This is a genomic window from Solwaraspora sp. WMMD937 (genome assembly GCF_029581175.1).
Taxonomy (GTDB): Bacteria; Actinomycetota; Actinomycetes; order Mycobacteriales; family Micromonosporaceae; genus Micromonospora_E.
In genome coordinates, this window is sequence record NZ_CP120738.1 from 2,799,627 (window position 1) to 2,815,041 (window position 15,415).

Consider the following 15,415-nt stretch of genomic DNA (forward strand, 5'->3'; position numbering starts at 1 on the left):
TGGAGCGTGCCGATGAACGCGACCACACCCGCGATGACCGTCCGGGCCGCCACCCACGATGACATCCCTCAAGCGGCGACGCTGCTCACCGAGGCGTTTCTGATCGCACCGGTCTCCCAGTGGCTGGTGGGGGACATCGATGCCCGGGTCACCACCTTCCGGTCGCTGTTCACCATCGAACTCGAGCACGCCATCGACACCGGTGCCGACGTGTACGTGGCGGGACCGTTCACCGGAGTGGCGATCTGGTACCAGCGCGAGCAGCCGGAATCGGCCAACCACATCACCGTCCACCAGCGTCGACTGATGCTCGCCGCCGGCATCTGGCAGCACCGAGTCGCCGCCCTGCACGGTGTCCTAAGCGGACATCGGCCGGACCGGCCGCACCGGTATCTCGCGTACCTCGGCGTCACACCCTGGCTGCAGGGCCGGGGCGTGGGCACCGCGCTGCTGACCCACCAGCATCGGCTGCTCGACGCATCGGCCACCCCGGCGTACCTGGAGGCCACCACGCCGCGCAATCGTGGCCTCTACCTTCGGCACGGGTACGTCGCCGACGAACCGGTCCAGCTGCCGGACGGCCCGCCGATCTGGCCGATGTGGCGCGCGCCGGCTCAGGGCGACCAGCTGTCCGGCAGCGACGGCGACCAGAGTCAGGACCGTTGACACCGGCCTACGTAACCATCGACTTTCATCGAATCATCGGGTCCGCCGGGAACCAATGGGCGTCGGCAGCCGACCAATGCGCAGAATCCGTCGAGCGGCACCCTCGGCGGCCCGATGATCGAGAGGTAACCCCGTCAATGCACCCCACCCTTCGTAGCGTCGCCCGAGCCGGTGCCGTCGCCGCCATCGCCGGCGGCGCCGTCCTGCTCGCCAGCTCCCCGGCGGCGGCGCATGTCACCGTCACCCCCACCGTCACCACCGCCGATTCCTACACCGTGCTGACGGTGTCGGTGCCGCACGGCTGCGACGGCTCGGCCACCACCAAGGTGGCGATCCAGATCCCCGACCTGATCAACTCGGTGACACCCACCATCAACCAGGGCTGGACGGTCGAGAAGGTGATGGCCACGCTCGACCCGCCGGTCACCGACAGCCACGGCAACGAGCTCACCGAGCGAGTCGCGGAGATCGTCTACACCGCCAAGACCCCACTGCCCGAAGGCCACCGCGACGTGTTCGAGCTGTCCCTGCGATTGCCCGACGCGGCCGGTGAGACCCTGATCTTCCCCGCCATTCAGACCTGCGAGCAGGGCGAGACCGCCTGGGCTCAGGTGCCGGCGGACGGCCAGGACAGCCACGAACTGGACTACCCGGCACCGTCGTTCGTCATCACCGCCGACGACGGCACTGCCGCCGGTGACGAGCCCGCCGATGACGCCGAGCCGACCGAACTCACCACTGCCGGTTCCACCACCAGCGACGGCGGCTCCGTCGTCGGTTGGATCGGCCTGATCCTCGGCCTGCTCGGTTTCACCGCCGGCGGCCTGGCGCTGCAGCGCACCCGGAAGACCACATAGGCGTGCGGTCGCCGCACCGGGTACGGCGAGCAGCGCGGCTCGCCGTATCCGGACTGTTGTTCGCAAGCCTGCTCAGTCTGCTGCTCGCGCTCGCCGGCGCCGGTCCGGCCGCCGCGCACGCCACGCTGCTGGCCAACGATCCGGCGGACGGCGCGCTGCTCGCTGAGGCGCCGTCGTCGGTCACCCTGACCTTCGACGAGCCGGTCCAGGTCCGCACCGAGAGCGTGCAGGTCCTCGACGCCGCCGGGTCCACCGTCGACGTCACCGCCAGGTCGGTGGACAGCACCGTGGTCGTCGACCTGCCGACCGGCCTGGCCGACGGCACGTACGTGGTCAGCTGGCGGGTGATCTCCGCGGACAGCCACCCGGTTGCCGGCGGGTTCAGCTTCGCGATCGGCGCGCCCACCGCCGGCAGCGTCGCGATCCCGGTCACCGAGCCGGACCTCGCCCTGCGGGTGCTCCGCCCGGTCACCGAGGCGCTGCTGTACGTCGGCGTGCTCGGCGGCACCGGGCTGGCCGTGTTCGGCCTGTCGTTCCTGCAGATTCCGGCGCGTCGACGACAGTTGCCCACGGTGGTCGGGCTCGGGGTCGTCGCCCTCGTCGCGGTGGCGGTGATGCCGCCGGTCACCACCGCATGGCAGGACGCGGCCGACATCGGCGCGTTGGCCGATCCGACCACCTGGCGGACCGGCTACCTGTCCGACCTCGGCCTGGCCGCCGCGCTCACCGCCGTCGGCGTGCTCGCGGTCATGGTCGGAGCTCGGCTGGAGACCAGCGGTATCGGGGCGGCCCGCCGCCCGGCCGGGGTGGCGATGTTCGCCGGGGCGGGGTTGGCGCTCGGCGCGTTGGCGCTGGTCGGCCACACTCGCAGCTTCGGCCCGGTCTGGCTGACCCTGGGCAGCGACCTGCTGCACCTGGTCACCGCCGCGGTGTGGCTCGGCGGCATCCTCGGTCTGGTGCACCTGCTGTCCCGCCGTCTCGACACCACGTCGGCCGTGCAGCGGGCCGGCGTCGTGGCCGCGTTCTCCCAGACCGCCGCGTTCCTGGTCGCCCTGCTGGCGGTCGCCGGAGTCCTGCTCGGCTGGCGAATCGTCGGCTCCTGGTCGGCGTTGTTCGGCACAACGTACGGCCTGGTGCTGCTCGGCAAGGTCGCGGCGGTGGGGGTGCTCGTCTGCATTGCCGGCTGGAACCGGTACCGGCTGGTGCCGCGTACCTGCCGACCTGACGCCGAGGCCGCCGCGATGCGTTCGCTGCGCCGCACCGTCCGGGCGGAGGCGGTGCTGCTGGTCGGGGTGCTCGCCGTCACCGGTGTGCTGGTCACCCGGGACCCGACGGACCGGGCCTCCGACACCACCGCCACCGGCTCGGCCGACGGTCGTACCAGCGCCCTCGAGCAGGCTGTCGTCGCGGACTCCGCGCTCGGCGACGGCCGGGTGCAGATCCGGATCACCCCGGGTGCCACCGGAATCAACGCGCTGGAGCTGGCGCTGTTCGACGCCGCCGGGCAGCCGTTGGAGCCGGTCGCGCCGCCGACGGTGACCGTGACGCTGCCCGAGGTCGGGGTCGGGCCGCTGGACCGCCGGCTCGCCCGGACGGGCCCCGGACGCTACGAGGCGGTCGCCGACTTCCCGTTGCCTGGCAGCTGGGAGGTCACCGTGAACGTGCGTACCTCCCGGTTCGACAGCCCGATCGCGACCATCCCAGTGGAGATCCGATGAACAGGTTCCGACGACGTGCCGCAGCACTACTCGGCGCGGCACTGCTGGGGCTGGCACCGGCGGCGCTGGTGACGCTCTGGTCGGCGGCGCCGGCGGCGGCCCACACCCAGCTGGCCGGCGCGGCCCCGAACGGTGCCGGTGCCACCACGTTGACCTTCACTTTCGACCACGGCTGCGACAACGCGGACACCGACGAGCTGGTGGTCGAAATGCCGGCCGGGGCGATCGCCGGTTCGACGACCGGACAGCCGCCCGGGTGGGCTGCCGAGGTCACCCCCGGCCGGGTCAGCTGGACCGGGCCGGCGATCAGCGCCGAGCAGATCGCCGCCGGGGTCGCCGAGTTCTCGGTGCTGGTCCGGTTGACCGGGACGGTCGGGCAGACCTTCTGGTTCCCGGCGGTGCAGCGGTGCGTCGACGGCGACAGCTACGAGTGGTCGGACACCGGGCCAGGTGCTGAGCGGCCCGCCCCGTCGCTGATCGCGACCAACGCGGTGCTCGCGCCGGCACCACCGGCGGCTCCGGCCGATCAGCCGGCCGGCGGTGGCGGTGCCAGTGTGGCGCAGGCGTTGACCGCTGTAGGGCTGCTGGTGGTCGGTGCCGGTCTGGTCGGCTACCGACTGACCGGACGGTGACGGCGGAGCCTCATCGTGGCCAGTGGCCCCGGTTGATCGGCACCCGGTGCAGGGTGCGGCAGGGAAGCTCGGCGCCACACCGGCAGGTCCGCCGCCACCGGCGCCACGACCACTGTGGCCGGTGTCGGCGGGCCAGTGTCGCCGCGACGGCGAAGAGGTACTCGTCGTACGAGACCATGTCCCTCCCTCCACGACAGTCCTTCACGACGGCGCGAGCGCAACAGGGGACCGTCGAGCGGAGCCACAGGTGCGACCCGGAAGCCGGGGTGCGACACCGGGGGCTCTCCACTGACACCCGGCACCGCACCCCGTACTCATGACGGTACGAGACTGCAGGCGGATTCTGTGTAACGAGCGGTTACGTCGAATGATCCTCTGGCGAGAGTGGATCGATTCCCATCCGTACCGCGAGTTGCCGCAGCTCGTCGGAGCCGCTACGGGGCGACGAGTCCCGCACGATGTGCGCGATGATCTCCCGGACGGTGGCCCGGCTGCGGGTCTCGTGCGGGGCGATCGCCTCGGCCCGCAGGAACGCCCGTACCGCCTCTTCGTTGCGCTTGGCGGCGTGGAACCCGCGCCCGGCGTCCATGTGCAACCTGGCCCGGCGCTGCGGGGTCCGCAGCGCGCTCTGGTCCACTTTGCGGGCGAGTTCCGGGGCGCGGCCCGGCTCGCCGTTCTCCAGCACCACCCCGACCCGCCACACCGCGACGTTCGCCGAGGTGAACTCCATCCGCCACGGATCACCTGCGGTACGCCGGGCGACGTCGGCGGCCTCGGCGACGTGCGTTTCGGCGACGTCGTGCTGACTGAGGCTGGCGGCGGACAGCGCGGCGTGCAGGTGCAGCATGCCGTACCAGGCGCGGCCTTCGTCCGTACCCGTGTGAAGTTGCATTCGTTCGGCGGCGTCGCAGGCCAACGTCCAGGATCGCTTCCGCAGCCCGGTGGCCAGGACCGCCTGGGCCAGCGCGTAGTCGGCGGCGGCGACGCAGGCCGGATCGTCGGCGAGCTGCGCCGCCCGGACGGCGCGCTCGGCGAGCCGCATCGCCAGGTCGACGTGGCCCTGTGGTTTGAGCGCCAGCGAACCGGTGACCAGGGCCTGCACCGCGATCCGCAGTGCGACCGGGTCTTCGTCGGCGTTGGCTGTGGAGCGGATCTCGGCGATCAACCGGGGTAGCAGGATGCCGAGGGTCGGGTTGTCGCAGGCCATCCGGGCCCGCATCGCCCGGTCGGCCTCGGCGGCGAGCAGCGTGGCCGGGCGGGCCGCAGCCGGCTCATCGTCGTCCATCGCCTTGCGGATCGCCGGTACGGCGGCGTAGAGCGCCAGGTCGTTGCGGGACCGGGGCAGGTACGGCTGCGCGGTGAGGTCCATCGTAGAGACCCCGAGCGCGGTGGCGAGCGCGATGAGCATGGACCTCTTGGTCACCGCGCGCTTGCCGTTCTCGATCATGGAAACGTACTCGCGGCTTACCCCGATCTCGGCGGCGAGTTGTTGCTGCGTCATGCCGGCGATGTCACGCCACCGCGCGACCCGCAGGCCGATGTAATCCTCCGGCATGGGGGACCTCCCATGCTGACGGTACGGTCGAAACGGCGTGACGTCGACCGATGTAACTGTTTGTTACGCCTGTCCCGCCTGTTGGTGACCCAGGTGGTCGGCCGACCTCACCCTTCGTGGCCCGGTCAGTCGTTCGCCAACACCGCGTTGGCCTGTGCGACGAACTCCTCGGCCGCCTGCCGAGGGGTCGCCGCGCCGATCTGTACGCTCTCCGCCGCCGTGACCAGCAGTGTCCGGACCGTGGTGTGGCCGGGCGGCGGGGGCACCGGTGCCGGACCGAACAGATCGGACATCTGCTGCTCGAACGCGACCGACGCCTGCATCTTCTCGTCGGCGAGCGTCGCCTGCACCGTCTCGCGGACTTTCAGGTTGGAGCTGAGGCCGCGCTCGGTGCCGAGGATGCGGCCAGCCTGCGGGTCGTTGACCAGGAAATCGATCAGGTCCACCACTTCCTGCTGGTGCCGGGTGCCCCGGAATCCCGCCCAGTACATCGACGCCCGCGCCCACTGGCCCTGCGGGTCGCCTGGATAGGCGACCACGCCGAGGTCGGCGGTGGTGTGCTTCTGCAGCTCAGCCAGCTGATTGGACCACATGAACGACGTCGCCGCGTCACCGGTGACGACGAGTTGCTGGGTGGCGTTGCCGTTGTTCGCCGCCCTGATCAGCTCGACGCTCGGGGTGGCGTCCGCGTCGCGGGCCTGTTGCCACAGCTCGAACCAGGCTTTGAGGTCGTCGACCTCGAAGCCCAGTTGCCGTCCCCGGTACAGCTCGAGTTCGTTGCTACGTAGCCAGAGCCAGAGCGCCTTGTAGTCGGCCGACGGGTCCATCGTGCCGGCCACCTCGCCGTCGGTGAGCGCGGTGATCTGGCTGGCCCAGTCGATCAGCTCCGGGTAGGTCATCCCGATCGTCGGTTCGTCGACACCGAGCTCGGCCAGCAGCGTCTTGTTGTACACCATCGCCGGGGTGTTCGCGGCGGCGGCGACCGCCACCGTCCGCCCGCCGACCTGTCCGTACTGGACCAGGCTGTTGGGGAAGCCGGAAAGGTCGAGCTCGCCGCTGTCGACGTAGGGGGTGAGGTCGAGCACGACGTCACGTTCGGCGTACTCGGTCAGGTAGTTGTCGTCGATCTGGAACAGGTCCGGCGTGTTGCCGGCGGCGGCCTGGGTGGCCAGCTTGTCGTAGTAGCCGCTGTAGCCCTGCCAGGTCACTCTGAAGGTGATCCCCGGATTGCGGGCGGCGTAGACGTCGAGCGCCTGCTGGGTCAGCTCGGCCCGGCGCTCCGCGCCCCACCAGAAGACGGAGAGTTCGACCGGCCCGTCCTCGGTCGGCTCGCCGGTGTCGTCGGTGGCGCAGGCGCCGAGTCCGATGGCGACCGCCATCAGGACAGTGAGTGTTCGGGTAACGGCTCCGCGTGTCGATACGGCGGATGATGACACGGGTTTCTCCTGATCAGGGCTGGGCTGGCCGGTCTGCGGCCCGATCATTTACACAAGCGACCAGGTCGGGTGTCAACGGGCCGTCCGGCTGTTCGTGACGCCTCCTCCGTCGATGCATTGACGGTGTGCGGGCTGATCGCGTAGCGTTCGTCTCACTGGAAAGCGTTTTCCTGAAGATCTTTCAGGGCCAGTACGCGTCGCTTCGTCGGCCCGGGTAACGCCGACGAACCGGCGGCCGGCCAGGATCGAGCCCCCAACCTGGCCAGCCCGTCCGCCCGCCAGCCCGGGGCGGACGGGCACCCGCCTTCGCCGGCCGCCGTCGTGATGTACTTGCCGACGTGGAGCTGCTGCACTCGGGCAAGGTCAGGGACGTGTACGCCGACGGCAACGACCTGATCCTGGTCGCCTCCGACCGGATCAGCGTCTACGACGTGGTGCTGCCCACCCCGATCCCGGACAAGGGCAAGCTGCTCACCGCGCTGTCGCTGTGGTGGTTCGAGCAGCTCGCCGACCTGGTGCCTAACCATGTCGTCTCCGCCACCGACCTACCGGCCGAGTTCGCCGGCCGGGCCATCCGCTGCCGCCGTCTGGACATGGTGCCTGTCGAGTGCATCGCCCGCGGCTACCTCACCGGCCTGGGCTTGAAGGAGTACGAGAAGTCGGGCTCGGTCTCCGGCGTCGCGCTGCCCGCCGGCCTGGTCGAGGCCTCCAAACTGCCCGAGCCGATCTTCACCCCGACCACCAAGGCCCCCGTCGGGGAGCACGACGAGTTCATCACGTACGCCGATGTGGTCACGCAGGTCGGCGAGCAGACCGCGCAGCGGTTGCGGCAGATCACCCTGGACGTCTACCGGCGGGGCGCGGCACTGGCCGCGGAGCGCGGCCTGATCGTCGCCGACACCAAGCTCGAGCTCGGTTGGGCGCCGGACGGCACCCTGGTCCTCGCCGACGAGGTGCTGACCAGCGACTCCTCCCGCTTCTGGCCGGCCGACGCGTACCAGCCGGGCCGCCCCCAGTTCTCCTTCGACAAGCAGTACGTGCGGGACTGGGCCGCCGGCACCGGCTGGGACAAGCGCCCGCCCGCCCCGCAGGTGCCGGCCGACATCGTCGAGATGACCCGGGCCCGCTACGTCGAGGTCTACGAACGGATCACCGGCCGTACCTGGTGAGCCCCACTCACCAGGTGCGGGCCGTGCCCTCGATCACATGACCTGGTCCGTAGTCGGTTCCGGCTGCTCGGCTCGTGGCCGACGCTGCGGACCCCGGGCGAGCACGTAGCCGAACAGGAGCACCAGCACCGCTACGCCCACCCACATCGCCTGCTGCCAGCCGTCGACGAACGACTCCTGCGCGGCCCGGACCAGCTCGTCGGCGTACGGGCCGGTGTGGTCGGCGGCGGCCAGGGCGGTGGCGATGCCCTCCCGGGCGGCGTCGGGCGCATCGACGGGCAGCTCGTCGAGCCGGGTGCCGACGGCGGTGCGGTATCCGGCGGACACGATAGCCCCGAGCAGCGCCACGCCGAGCGCGGCACCGAACTCCCGCGTGACGTCGTTGAGCGCGGACGCGGTGCCTTGGCGGGCGCGGGGTAGGGCGCTGGTGATCGCCTCGGTGGAAGGAGTCATCGACAGGCCCATGCCGAGTCCCATGGGGAGCATGCCGGGCAGCACCGACAGGTAGCCGCCGTCGACGGAGACGAAGCTGGCCATCAGGGCCAGGCCCGCGCTGGCGAGACCGATTCCGGCCGCCATGGTGGCGCGGGCACCGACCAGCGCGGCCACCCGTGGGGCGAGACCCGAGGCGACCATCATCAGCAGGGCAATCGGCATCATCGCCAGCGTGGAACGCAGCCCGGACCAGCCGAGGACCGCCTGGAAGTACGGGAAGAGCACCACGAAGATGCCGGCCTGCACGCCGAACACCGCGAGCAGCGCCACCGAACCGCTGAACAGGCCCCGGTCACGGAACAGCCGGACGTCGAGCAGCGGCGTACGTCGGCGCAGCTCCCAGGCGACGAAGACAGCGGCACCGGCGACGCCGACGAGCAGACCCAGCAGCGTGGCGGGCGCGGTCCAGCCGTGTTCCGGCCCCTCATGCAGGACGAAGATCAGCCCGACGGCGGCCAGCACCGACGACAGCGAACCGACGGTGTCGAACGGGTGGCCCGACTCCTCGCGGGAGTTCGGGACGTACCGGATGGTCAGGCCGGCGGCCACGACGACGAGCGCGACCGGGAGGGCGAACAGCCAGCGCCAGTCCGCCACGTCGACCAGCAGCGCCGACAGGTACATGCCGAGCAGACCACCGCCGCCGGCGACGCCGGTCCACACCCCGATCGCCCGGGACCGTTCCTGATCCGGGAAGGTCGAGGTGATCACGGCCAGCGTGATAGGCATGATCATCGCCGCGCCGACGCCGCTGAGCAGCCGCGCGGTGAGCATGGTTTCGGTCGAGGCGGCGAGGCCGGCTGCGGCGCTGGCCGCGCCGAAGACGGCCAGGCCGGCGAGCAGTACGGGTTTGCGCCCCCACCGGTCGCCGACCGCGCCGAGCGGCAGCAGCAGCGCGGCCAGGGTGATCGTGTAGATGTTGATGATCCACAGGACGGTGCTCTGCGAGGCGCCGAACGCGACGGCGAACTCCTGCTGGGCGACGCCCAGCCCGGTGACGGACGAGATCACCGCCATCAGCGCGATGCAGACCGCGACGAGGATGGCGCGGCGTCGGCGTGGATCGTGGATCGTCGGGTCGGAATCGGCCGCAGCGGCTTCCGTCCCGGCCGACACCTGCGGAGACAGGCTTGGAGAGGTCATGCGGGAAAGCTAGCCCCGCCTTGCGCTATCCGCACCGATGTTTGCGATAATGGCAAGACTTGCCGGGTCGCCAATCGGCACACCCGTCGACGGTGTTTCTCGTTCAGTCGTTCGGTGCATCGCTGGACGACTGGGCGTGCGCCCGCTCGCCGTCCTGGTCGAAGATGGTGAGGATCTCGACCGGACCGTTCACCGCGCCGATCGAGTGCGGGATCATCGTGGAGAACTCCGCCGCGTTCCCCGGGCCGACCGGAATCTGCCGGTCACCGAGGTGCAGCAGCGCGGTGCCGCTGAGCACGAAGAACCACTCCCGCCCCGGGTGCACGCTCAGATGCCCAGGACCGGTACGCCGCTCCGGGGTGATCCGCATCTTCGCCACCATGCTGCCGCCGTGCTGCCCTGAGTTGCGCGACAGCATCCAGGTGGCCAGGCCCGGCTCCTGGTGGCTTATCGGCCGGATGATCACATCGGCGTCGTCGACCGGCTCGACGAGCTGATCGATCGTGGTGTCCAGCGCCCTGGCCAGGGCGACAAGCTGGTCCAGGTCGATCCGGCGGTGGCCGGTCTCGATGCGGCTCACCGTGGACGGACTGAGGTGGCACCGGGCGGCGAGTGAGTCGAGGCTCCAGCCGCGCGCCTGCCGCAGACCACGGATGCGCTGCCGGACCACCTCGGAAAGATCGACCTCTGACACGCCACCATGGTAGGCGCTGCCGACCGGAATCTTGCGTAAACCGTAAGAGCCCTTCCGGTTTACGGGAGGCTCATTACCGTCGAGACATGAGCAACGACACCCACGCCGAGCATCCCGCGTTCAGCGCGCACTGGTGGGAGCAGCACTATCAGGCACACCCGACGGGACACGTCTCGCCAGGACCACAACTGGTCGCCGAGGTGGCGGACCTGCCCCCGGGTACGGCGCTCGACGCGGGCTGCGGCACCGGCGCCGACGCGGTCTGGCTCGCCAGCCGAGGCTGGCAGGTGACCGCCGTCGACGCCTCGTCCACTGCGGTCGACCGCGCCGAGAAGCTCGCCGCGCAGCAGGAACCGGCCGTCGCGCAACGCATCACCTGGCTCACCGCCGACCTGACCAGCTGGGAGCCGGCGCAGCGCTACGACCTGGTGACCAGTCAGTACGTGCACCCCGACCTGCCGTTCGACCAGTTCGTGGCACGGCTGGCCGCAGCCGTCGCCCCCGCCGGCACACTGCTGATCGTCGGCCACGACCACGCCGACACCCACTCGGCGGCGCACGCCCCGCAGGCCGCGTCGATCGGCCTCGACGCCGTCGTCGGCTCGCTGCCCGATGCACAGTGGGAGGTGGTGGTTGCGGAGTCCCGGAGCCGCGAGGTGCACCACGAGTCGAAGCAGCTGACAATCCACGACCTCGTCGTCCGCGCCCACCGCACGTCGTCACCCTGAAATAGCCAGGCTGTACGTTGCCGGGCTGGCCGATCACGGCCAGCCCGGCAGTCGTTCGTCAGTACGCACTTCGCCTGCCAACTGGCGCGTCAGCTTCCGCCGTCGGCGTAGGGCAGCTCCACGTACGCCGTCCAGTAGCAGAGGTCGGCCCGGTGCTCGACCAGCGTGACCGGCTTGCCGCAGTGCTCGGAGATCAGCGTCGCCGCCTCGTCGAGGTCGGACACGTCCGCCTCCCAGTGGTGGTCCAGGTAGAGCTTGAGCCCTGGGTTCTCCCGGCCGAGGTCGAGGACCTCCGCTTCCTCCGGCGGCACCAGGATCACCGTGTAGCGGGCTGCCGTGTGCTCCGCCTCGCTGAGCTGTTCGGGCAGGTCCGGGCCGGGCCGGAAGCGGTCGATCACCGACGGGATCGGTCCCGGGCTGTCCGCCGGGTCGTACGCCCGCACCTTCACCAACATCACTGGCTCACCTCATTCATGCTGTGGCTTGCTGACGAGCAACGTTGCGTACAACATGGCTACAGGGTTAGGCTCGTGTCAAGAGGGTTGGGACAGGAGGATTTCGATGACCAAGCCGACGCCGCCCACAATTGCCATCCGCGGCCTCGCTGGCGAACTACGCGCGCTGAGGCAAGGTAGGAAGCTGAGTGTCCGTGGGGTGGCGGCGAGACTTGGCTGGCCGGCGTCAAAGTTGTCCAGGATGGAGACCGGTCGGCAGGGCAGCAAGCTGGAGGACGTCGCGTCCCTACTGGTCATCTACGGTGTCACCGGTGAGGAACGGCAGCGGCTGCTCGCCATGTCGGAGCGTTCCGAGCCCGGCTGGTGGGAGGTGCTGGGCGGTCTCCCGGTCGAGTCCCGGACGTTGATCCAGTTGGAGGCCGAGGCGTCGGCGATCGTCGACTTCGAGCCACTGCTCGTGCCGGGGCTGCTCCAGACCCCGGACTACACCAGGGCAGTCTTGCAAGGCTGCGGCGTTCCGGAGGCCGACGCGCAGACCAGAGTTACCGCTCGGCTTGGGCGCCAAGCCATCCTGGCGAGGTCCGAACCCCCGGCGCTGCATGCCATCCTGGACGAGTCGGCGCTGCGTCGGCCGCTCGGTGGTCCATGGGTGATGGGCCGGCAACTACGGCACCTTGTCGACGCCGCCGACCGCCCGAACGTCACCCTGCAGGTCGTGCCGTCGTCGGTTGGCGGCTACACGGGTCTGGACGGAGCATTCGCCATCTTGGACTTCCCCCGTAATCGGACGGTTGTGCACCTTGAGCACAAGATCTCCGGATTGTTCCTGGAGGAGCCCGAGCAGGTGAGATTCTTTCGCGAGGAACTGGATAGGCTGCTCACGGTGGCGCTGAGCCCTGCCGAGTCGATCGACTTGGTGGCCCGGCTCGCGGGAGAACACGAGCGTGAGCGAGGCGAGGATGGACGCAGCCGAACTGCCTGACGGGACGTGGCGCAAGTCGAGTCGGAGCGGTTCAAACTCCAACTGCGTCGAGGTGGCTGGGCTTCCCGGGGTGGTTGGGTTCACTGACCAGGGTGTCTCTGGTGCGCTTGGCGTCGCGGTGCGGGACTCGAAGGATCCGTACGGCCCGGTGCTGTCCTTCTCCGGCGACTCCTGGACCGGCTTCGTGACCGCCCTCCGGCGCGGCGGCCCCGCCTCGGCCTGACGTGCTCCGTGCCGAGGTGAGGCTGACGCACGTCAAATCGCGAAATGAGGTGCGCCAGCCTCACCTCGACGGGCGCGATGTGGTCAGGTGGCGCGTTCGGCGATCGCGCGCCGTACCTTTTGGGCGACTTGTTCTTTTCGTCGGAGTACGTCGTCGGCCGTGAAGCGGAGCGCGATCCAGCCAGCTTCCCGCAGCGCGTTGAAGCGGTACACGTCCTTGCGGAACGCGGCCCGCTCCCGGTGATGGTCGCCTTCGTACTCGATGGCGATCCGCCACTGCGGGTACGCCAGGTCGACCCGTGCGACGAACCGCCCCTTGCCCGCAGAAGGAGCCTTTACCCTGTACTGCGGAGTGGGTTCCGGCAGGCCGGCGTCGTGCAGCAGCAAACGGAGCCGGCTCTCCATCGGTGATTCGCTCAACGGTTCCGCGAGAGCAAGAAGATCCCTGACCTGTAGCAGGCCGCGCAGCCCGGAGCGGGTGTCGATGTATGCGGCAAGGCTGTTGCGTGTGACAAGGCGGCGGTGGAGGAACGCGTCGAGGGCGCCGAGCGCAGCGGCACGCGGCAATGATCGGCCCAGATCGAACGCGGTACGGACTTCAGTGGTCAAGGGGAGCCCACTCAAGGAGGTGATGTCGTCCGGGGTGAGCGTCCGGGATGCGTACCTGATCCTGGGGTGCGGATCAGGTCGGGCGGTCTTCGGCAGCGCGACGTGCACCGGCACCACCGTCTGTCTCGGGCCGCGTAGCGGCAGAAGATCAATCCCCCAGAGAAAGGCCGCGCTGAGCTCGTGGATCGCCGCGCCGGGCGGCAGTCGTGCGGCGGCGGCTACACACCACATCCGGTGGTCCTCGGGTCGGTACGAACCTTCGTGCACGTAGACGTCGGGCAGGATGCGGCGCCAGTGCGGGCCGTTGAGCATCCGTCGGGTGATCAGGCCGGCGGCGATGGCGCGGCTGCCGGAGAACGGCTCGAAGCTCAACTCGCGGGGCACCGTGGCGGGGCGGGACATCGGACGAGCTTGCCGGGTCGTCGCCGTCGTTTCTGCCCGGTACGCCGGTCCAGTCGCGCATCCGACGCAAGAAAAACCATCGCAAGAAAAACCACCCGCAAGAGAAACCATCGCCGGCTCCAGACGCACCCGCCGGGTACAGGAGCACTGCCGGCAGCGTGGCCTTCGTAGTTCAGCCGCGTGGGGCGTACATGATGACGGCGACGCCGATCAGGCAGATCGCCGCGCCGGTGATGTCCCAGCGGTCCGGGCGGAACTTGTCCACGACGACGCCCCAGGCGAGTGAACCGGCGACGAAGACCCCACCGTAGGCGGCGAGGATCCGGCCGAAGTGCGGGTCCGGCTGCAACGACGCCGCGAACCCGTACAGCCCGAGCGCCATCACCCCGGCGGCGATCCACAGCAGGCCGCGGTGCTCCCGCCAGCCCTGCCAGATCAGCCACGCCCCACCGATCTCGGCCAGCGCGGCGAGGACGAACAGGACGAGGGATCGCGCGACGGTCACGGCGCTGACCCTACCCAGACCTTCGCCGGCACCTGGGGCGCGCCGCACCGCTGTCGTCCGCCGCATCGAGGTGAGGCTGACACACCTCAAATCGCGAAATGACGTGCGTCAGCCTCACCTCGACGGTGTGACCACTCCGCACCTGTGGGGTGAGCAGGCAGCACAGGGGTACGACCGCACCTCGGCAGAGATGTTCGCCCCACACGTGCTTACGCCGACAGTGGAGTTTCTGGCGCAGCTGGCCGGCACCGGCCCCGCGCTGGAGTTCGCGATCGGCACCGGCCGGGTAGCGATCCCGCTGTCCGCGAGGGGCATTGCGGTGAGCGGGATCGAGTTGTCGCAGCACATGGTGAACCAGCTGCGCCGCAAGGTTCCGCTGGCAGACGACCTGCCGGTCGTCGTCGGCGACATGGCGACGGCGACGGTTCCGGGGCGGTTTTCCCTGGTGTACGTCGTGTGCAACAGCATCGGCAACCTGCGTACGCAGGACGAGCAGGTGGAGTGCTTCCGCAACGCCGCCCGGCACCTCTCGCCGGGTGGGCGGTTCGTCGTCGAGCTGTGGGTGCCGGGTATCCGGCGGTTCCCACCGGGGCAGTCGGCGGTGCCGTTCGAGGTGACGGATCGGCATGTCGGCTTCGACACCTACGACATGGTCACTCAGCAGGGCACCTCGCACCACTACCGCCGGCGCGACGACGGCAGCGCCAGGTACGGTGCCAGCAACTTCCGCTACATCTGGCCGGCCGAGTGCGACCTGATGGCCCGGCTCGCCGGCCTGGAGCTGGAGCGGCGGGTAGCGGACTGGGACGGCTCGCCGTTCACCTCCGACAGCGAGAAACACGTCTCCGTCTGGCGCATGCCATCGACTGGCCCGGGGAGCGAGACCGATGAAAGATAGCGGGAACATCGTCGGTGAGGTGGCCGCTGACGCCGATTCCGATCGGCGTGCCGAGCTGCTGGAATCCCTTCGTGATCTACTCGACCGGCTCGACGTCGACCTCATCGAGCAGGACGAAGCCGACGACCACCAGACTCTCGCCGATGGCGGTCGGAATCTGGATGCGGACGGCGACGCCCTACCGCTAACGTCGACAGGCAACAGCGATGACGGAGCCGAGTAGCGGTTGCGCCACCGGAGTGACAGAGA

Annotated in this window: 18 protein-coding genes; 10 read left to right on the forward strand and 8 right to left on the reverse strand. The window is 70.0% G+C overall.

Annotation, left to right across the window (positions count from 1 at the left end; genetic code table 11):
* Nucleotides 1-12: 12 nt before the first annotated feature.
* From O7621_RS12230 to O7621_RS12245, 4 genes are all read left to right on the forward strand, one after another.
* Entirely contained in the window at nucleotides 13-666 is a 654-nt protein-coding gene (locus O7621_RS12230; RefSeq protein WP_282234071.1) for a GNAT family N-acetyltransferase, read from the forward strand.
* A 137-nt stretch (nucleotides 667-803) separates the two neighbouring features.
* A complete protein-coding gene (locus O7621_RS12235) occupies nucleotides 804-1,523 on the forward strand; it encodes a YcnI family protein (protein ID WP_282234072.1) in 720 nt (239 codons plus the stop codon).
* 2 nt (nucleotides 1,524-1,525) lie between these two features.
* A complete protein-coding gene (locus O7621_RS12240) occupies nucleotides 1,526-3,241 on the forward strand; it encodes a copper resistance protein CopC (RefSeq protein WP_282234073.1) in 1,716 nt (571 codons plus the stop codon).
* On the forward strand, nucleotides 3,238-3,873 hold the full coding sequence (locus O7621_RS12245) for a DUF1775 domain-containing protein (RefSeq protein WP_282234074.1): 636 nt from the start codon (nucleotides 3,238-3,240) through the stop codon (nucleotides 3,871-3,873). Before O7621_RS12240 ends, O7621_RS12245 begins: the two co-directional genes overlap by 4 nt.
* Before the next feature lie 10 nt (nucleotides 3,874-3,883).
* Here the strand turns inward: O7621_RS12245 and O7621_RS12250 are convergent, their stop codons facing one another.
* From O7621_RS12250 to O7621_RS12260, 3 genes are all read right to left on the reverse strand, one after another.
* Nucleotides 3,884-4,051: a hypothetical protein gene (locus O7621_RS12250; protein ID WP_199757933.1), complete on the reverse strand. Its 168-nt coding sequence runs from the start codon at nucleotides 4,049-4,051 to the stop codon at nucleotides 3,884-3,886.
* Nucleotides 4,052-4,231: 180 nt separating this feature from the next.
* Nucleotides 4,232-5,428, reverse strand: a complete 1,197-nt coding sequence (locus tag O7621_RS12255; protein WP_282234075.1) for a helix-turn-helix transcriptional regulator — start codon at nucleotides 5,426-5,428, stop codon at nucleotides 4,232-4,234.
* Nucleotides 5,429-5,553: 125 nt separating this feature from the next.
* Nucleotides 5,554-6,807, reverse strand: a complete 1,254-nt coding sequence (locus tag O7621_RS12260) for an ABC transporter substrate-binding protein (RefSeq protein ID WP_282234076.1) — start codon at nucleotides 6,805-6,807, stop codon at nucleotides 5,554-5,556.
* Nucleotides 6,808-7,202: 395 nt separating this feature from the next.
* Between O7621_RS12260 and O7621_RS12265 the strand changes: the two genes are divergently transcribed.
* The gene (locus O7621_RS12265) at nucleotides 7,203-8,033 is read left to right on the forward strand and encodes a phosphoribosylaminoimidazolesuccinocarboxamide synthase (RefSeq protein ID WP_282234077.1); all 831 of its coding nucleotides are present in this window, start codon (nucleotides 7,203-7,205) and stop codon (nucleotides 8,031-8,033) included.
* A 33-nt stretch (nucleotides 8,034-8,066) separates the two neighbouring features.
* On the opposite strand, the gene O7621_RS12270 is transcribed toward O7621_RS12265, so the two are convergent.
* Nucleotides 8,067-9,671: an MFS transporter gene (locus O7621_RS12270; protein WP_282234078.1), complete on the reverse strand. Its 1,605-nt coding sequence runs from the start codon at nucleotides 9,669-9,671 to the stop codon at nucleotides 8,067-8,069.
* A 103-nt stretch (nucleotides 9,672-9,774) separates the two neighbouring features.
* A complete protein-coding gene (locus tag O7621_RS12275) occupies nucleotides 9,775-10,365 on the reverse strand; it encodes an XRE family transcriptional regulator (protein ID WP_282234079.1) in 591 nt (196 codons plus the stop codon).
* Nucleotides 10,366-10,451: 86 nt separating this feature from the next.
* Between O7621_RS12275 and O7621_RS12280 the strand changes: the two genes are divergently transcribed.
* Entirely contained in the window at nucleotides 10,452-11,093 is a 642-nt protein-coding gene (locus tag O7621_RS12280) for a class I SAM-dependent methyltransferase (protein WP_282234080.1), read from the forward strand.
* Between the two features lie 89 nt (nucleotides 11,094-11,182).
* On the opposite strand, the gene O7621_RS12285 is transcribed toward O7621_RS12280, so the two are convergent.
* Nucleotides 11,183-11,548 (reverse strand): hypothetical protein, encoded by a 366-nt coding sequence (locus tag O7621_RS12285; protein ID WP_282234081.1) that lies wholly within the window; start codon nucleotides 11,546-11,548, stop codon nucleotides 11,183-11,185.
* 106 nt (nucleotides 11,549-11,654) lie between these two features.
* Here O7621_RS12285 and O7621_RS12290 point away from each other — a divergent pair, with 106 nt between their 5' ends.
* Entirely contained in the window at nucleotides 11,655-12,530 is an 876-nt protein-coding gene (locus O7621_RS12290; RefSeq protein WP_282234563.1) for a helix-turn-helix transcriptional regulator, read from the forward strand.
* Nucleotides 12,508-12,753 carry a DUF397 domain-containing protein gene (locus O7621_RS12295; protein ID WP_282234082.1) on the forward strand — a complete coding sequence of 82 codons (246 nt, stop codon included), beginning with the start codon at nucleotides 12,508-12,510 and terminating at the stop codon, nucleotides 12,751-12,753. Before O7621_RS12290 ends, O7621_RS12295 begins: the two co-directional genes overlap by 23 nt.
* An 83-nt stretch (nucleotides 12,754-12,836) precedes the next feature.
* On the opposite strand, the gene O7621_RS12300 is transcribed toward O7621_RS12295, so the two are convergent.
* On the reverse strand, nucleotides 12,837-13,763 hold the full coding sequence (locus O7621_RS12300) for a DUF559 domain-containing protein (protein ID WP_282234083.1): 927 nt from the start codon (nucleotides 13,761-13,763) through the stop codon (nucleotides 12,837-12,839).
* 172 nt (nucleotides 13,764-13,935) lie between these two features.
* Complete coding sequence (locus tag O7621_RS12305; RefSeq protein WP_282234084.1) at nucleotides 13,936-14,268, reverse strand: YnfA family protein; 333 nt, start codon at nucleotides 14,266-14,268, stop codon at nucleotides 13,936-13,938.
* Between the two features lie 127 nt (nucleotides 14,269-14,395).
* On the opposite strand from O7621_RS12305, the gene O7621_RS12310 reads away from it, so the two are divergent.
* Together O7621_RS12310 and O7621_RS12315 are read left to right on the forward strand one after the other, a co-directional pair.
* Nucleotides 14,396-15,166 carry a class I SAM-dependent methyltransferase gene (locus O7621_RS12310; RefSeq protein ID WP_282234085.1) on the forward strand — a complete coding sequence of 257 codons (771 nt, stop codon included), beginning with the start codon at nucleotides 14,396-14,398 and terminating at the stop codon, nucleotides 15,164-15,166.
* 19 nt (nucleotides 15,167-15,185) lie between these two features.
* Nucleotides 15,186-15,389 carry a hypothetical protein gene (locus O7621_RS12315; protein ID WP_282234086.1) on the forward strand — a complete coding sequence of 68 codons (204 nt, stop codon included), beginning with the start codon at nucleotides 15,186-15,188 and terminating at the stop codon, nucleotides 15,387-15,389.
* Nucleotides 15,390-15,415 lie beyond the last annotated feature (26 nt).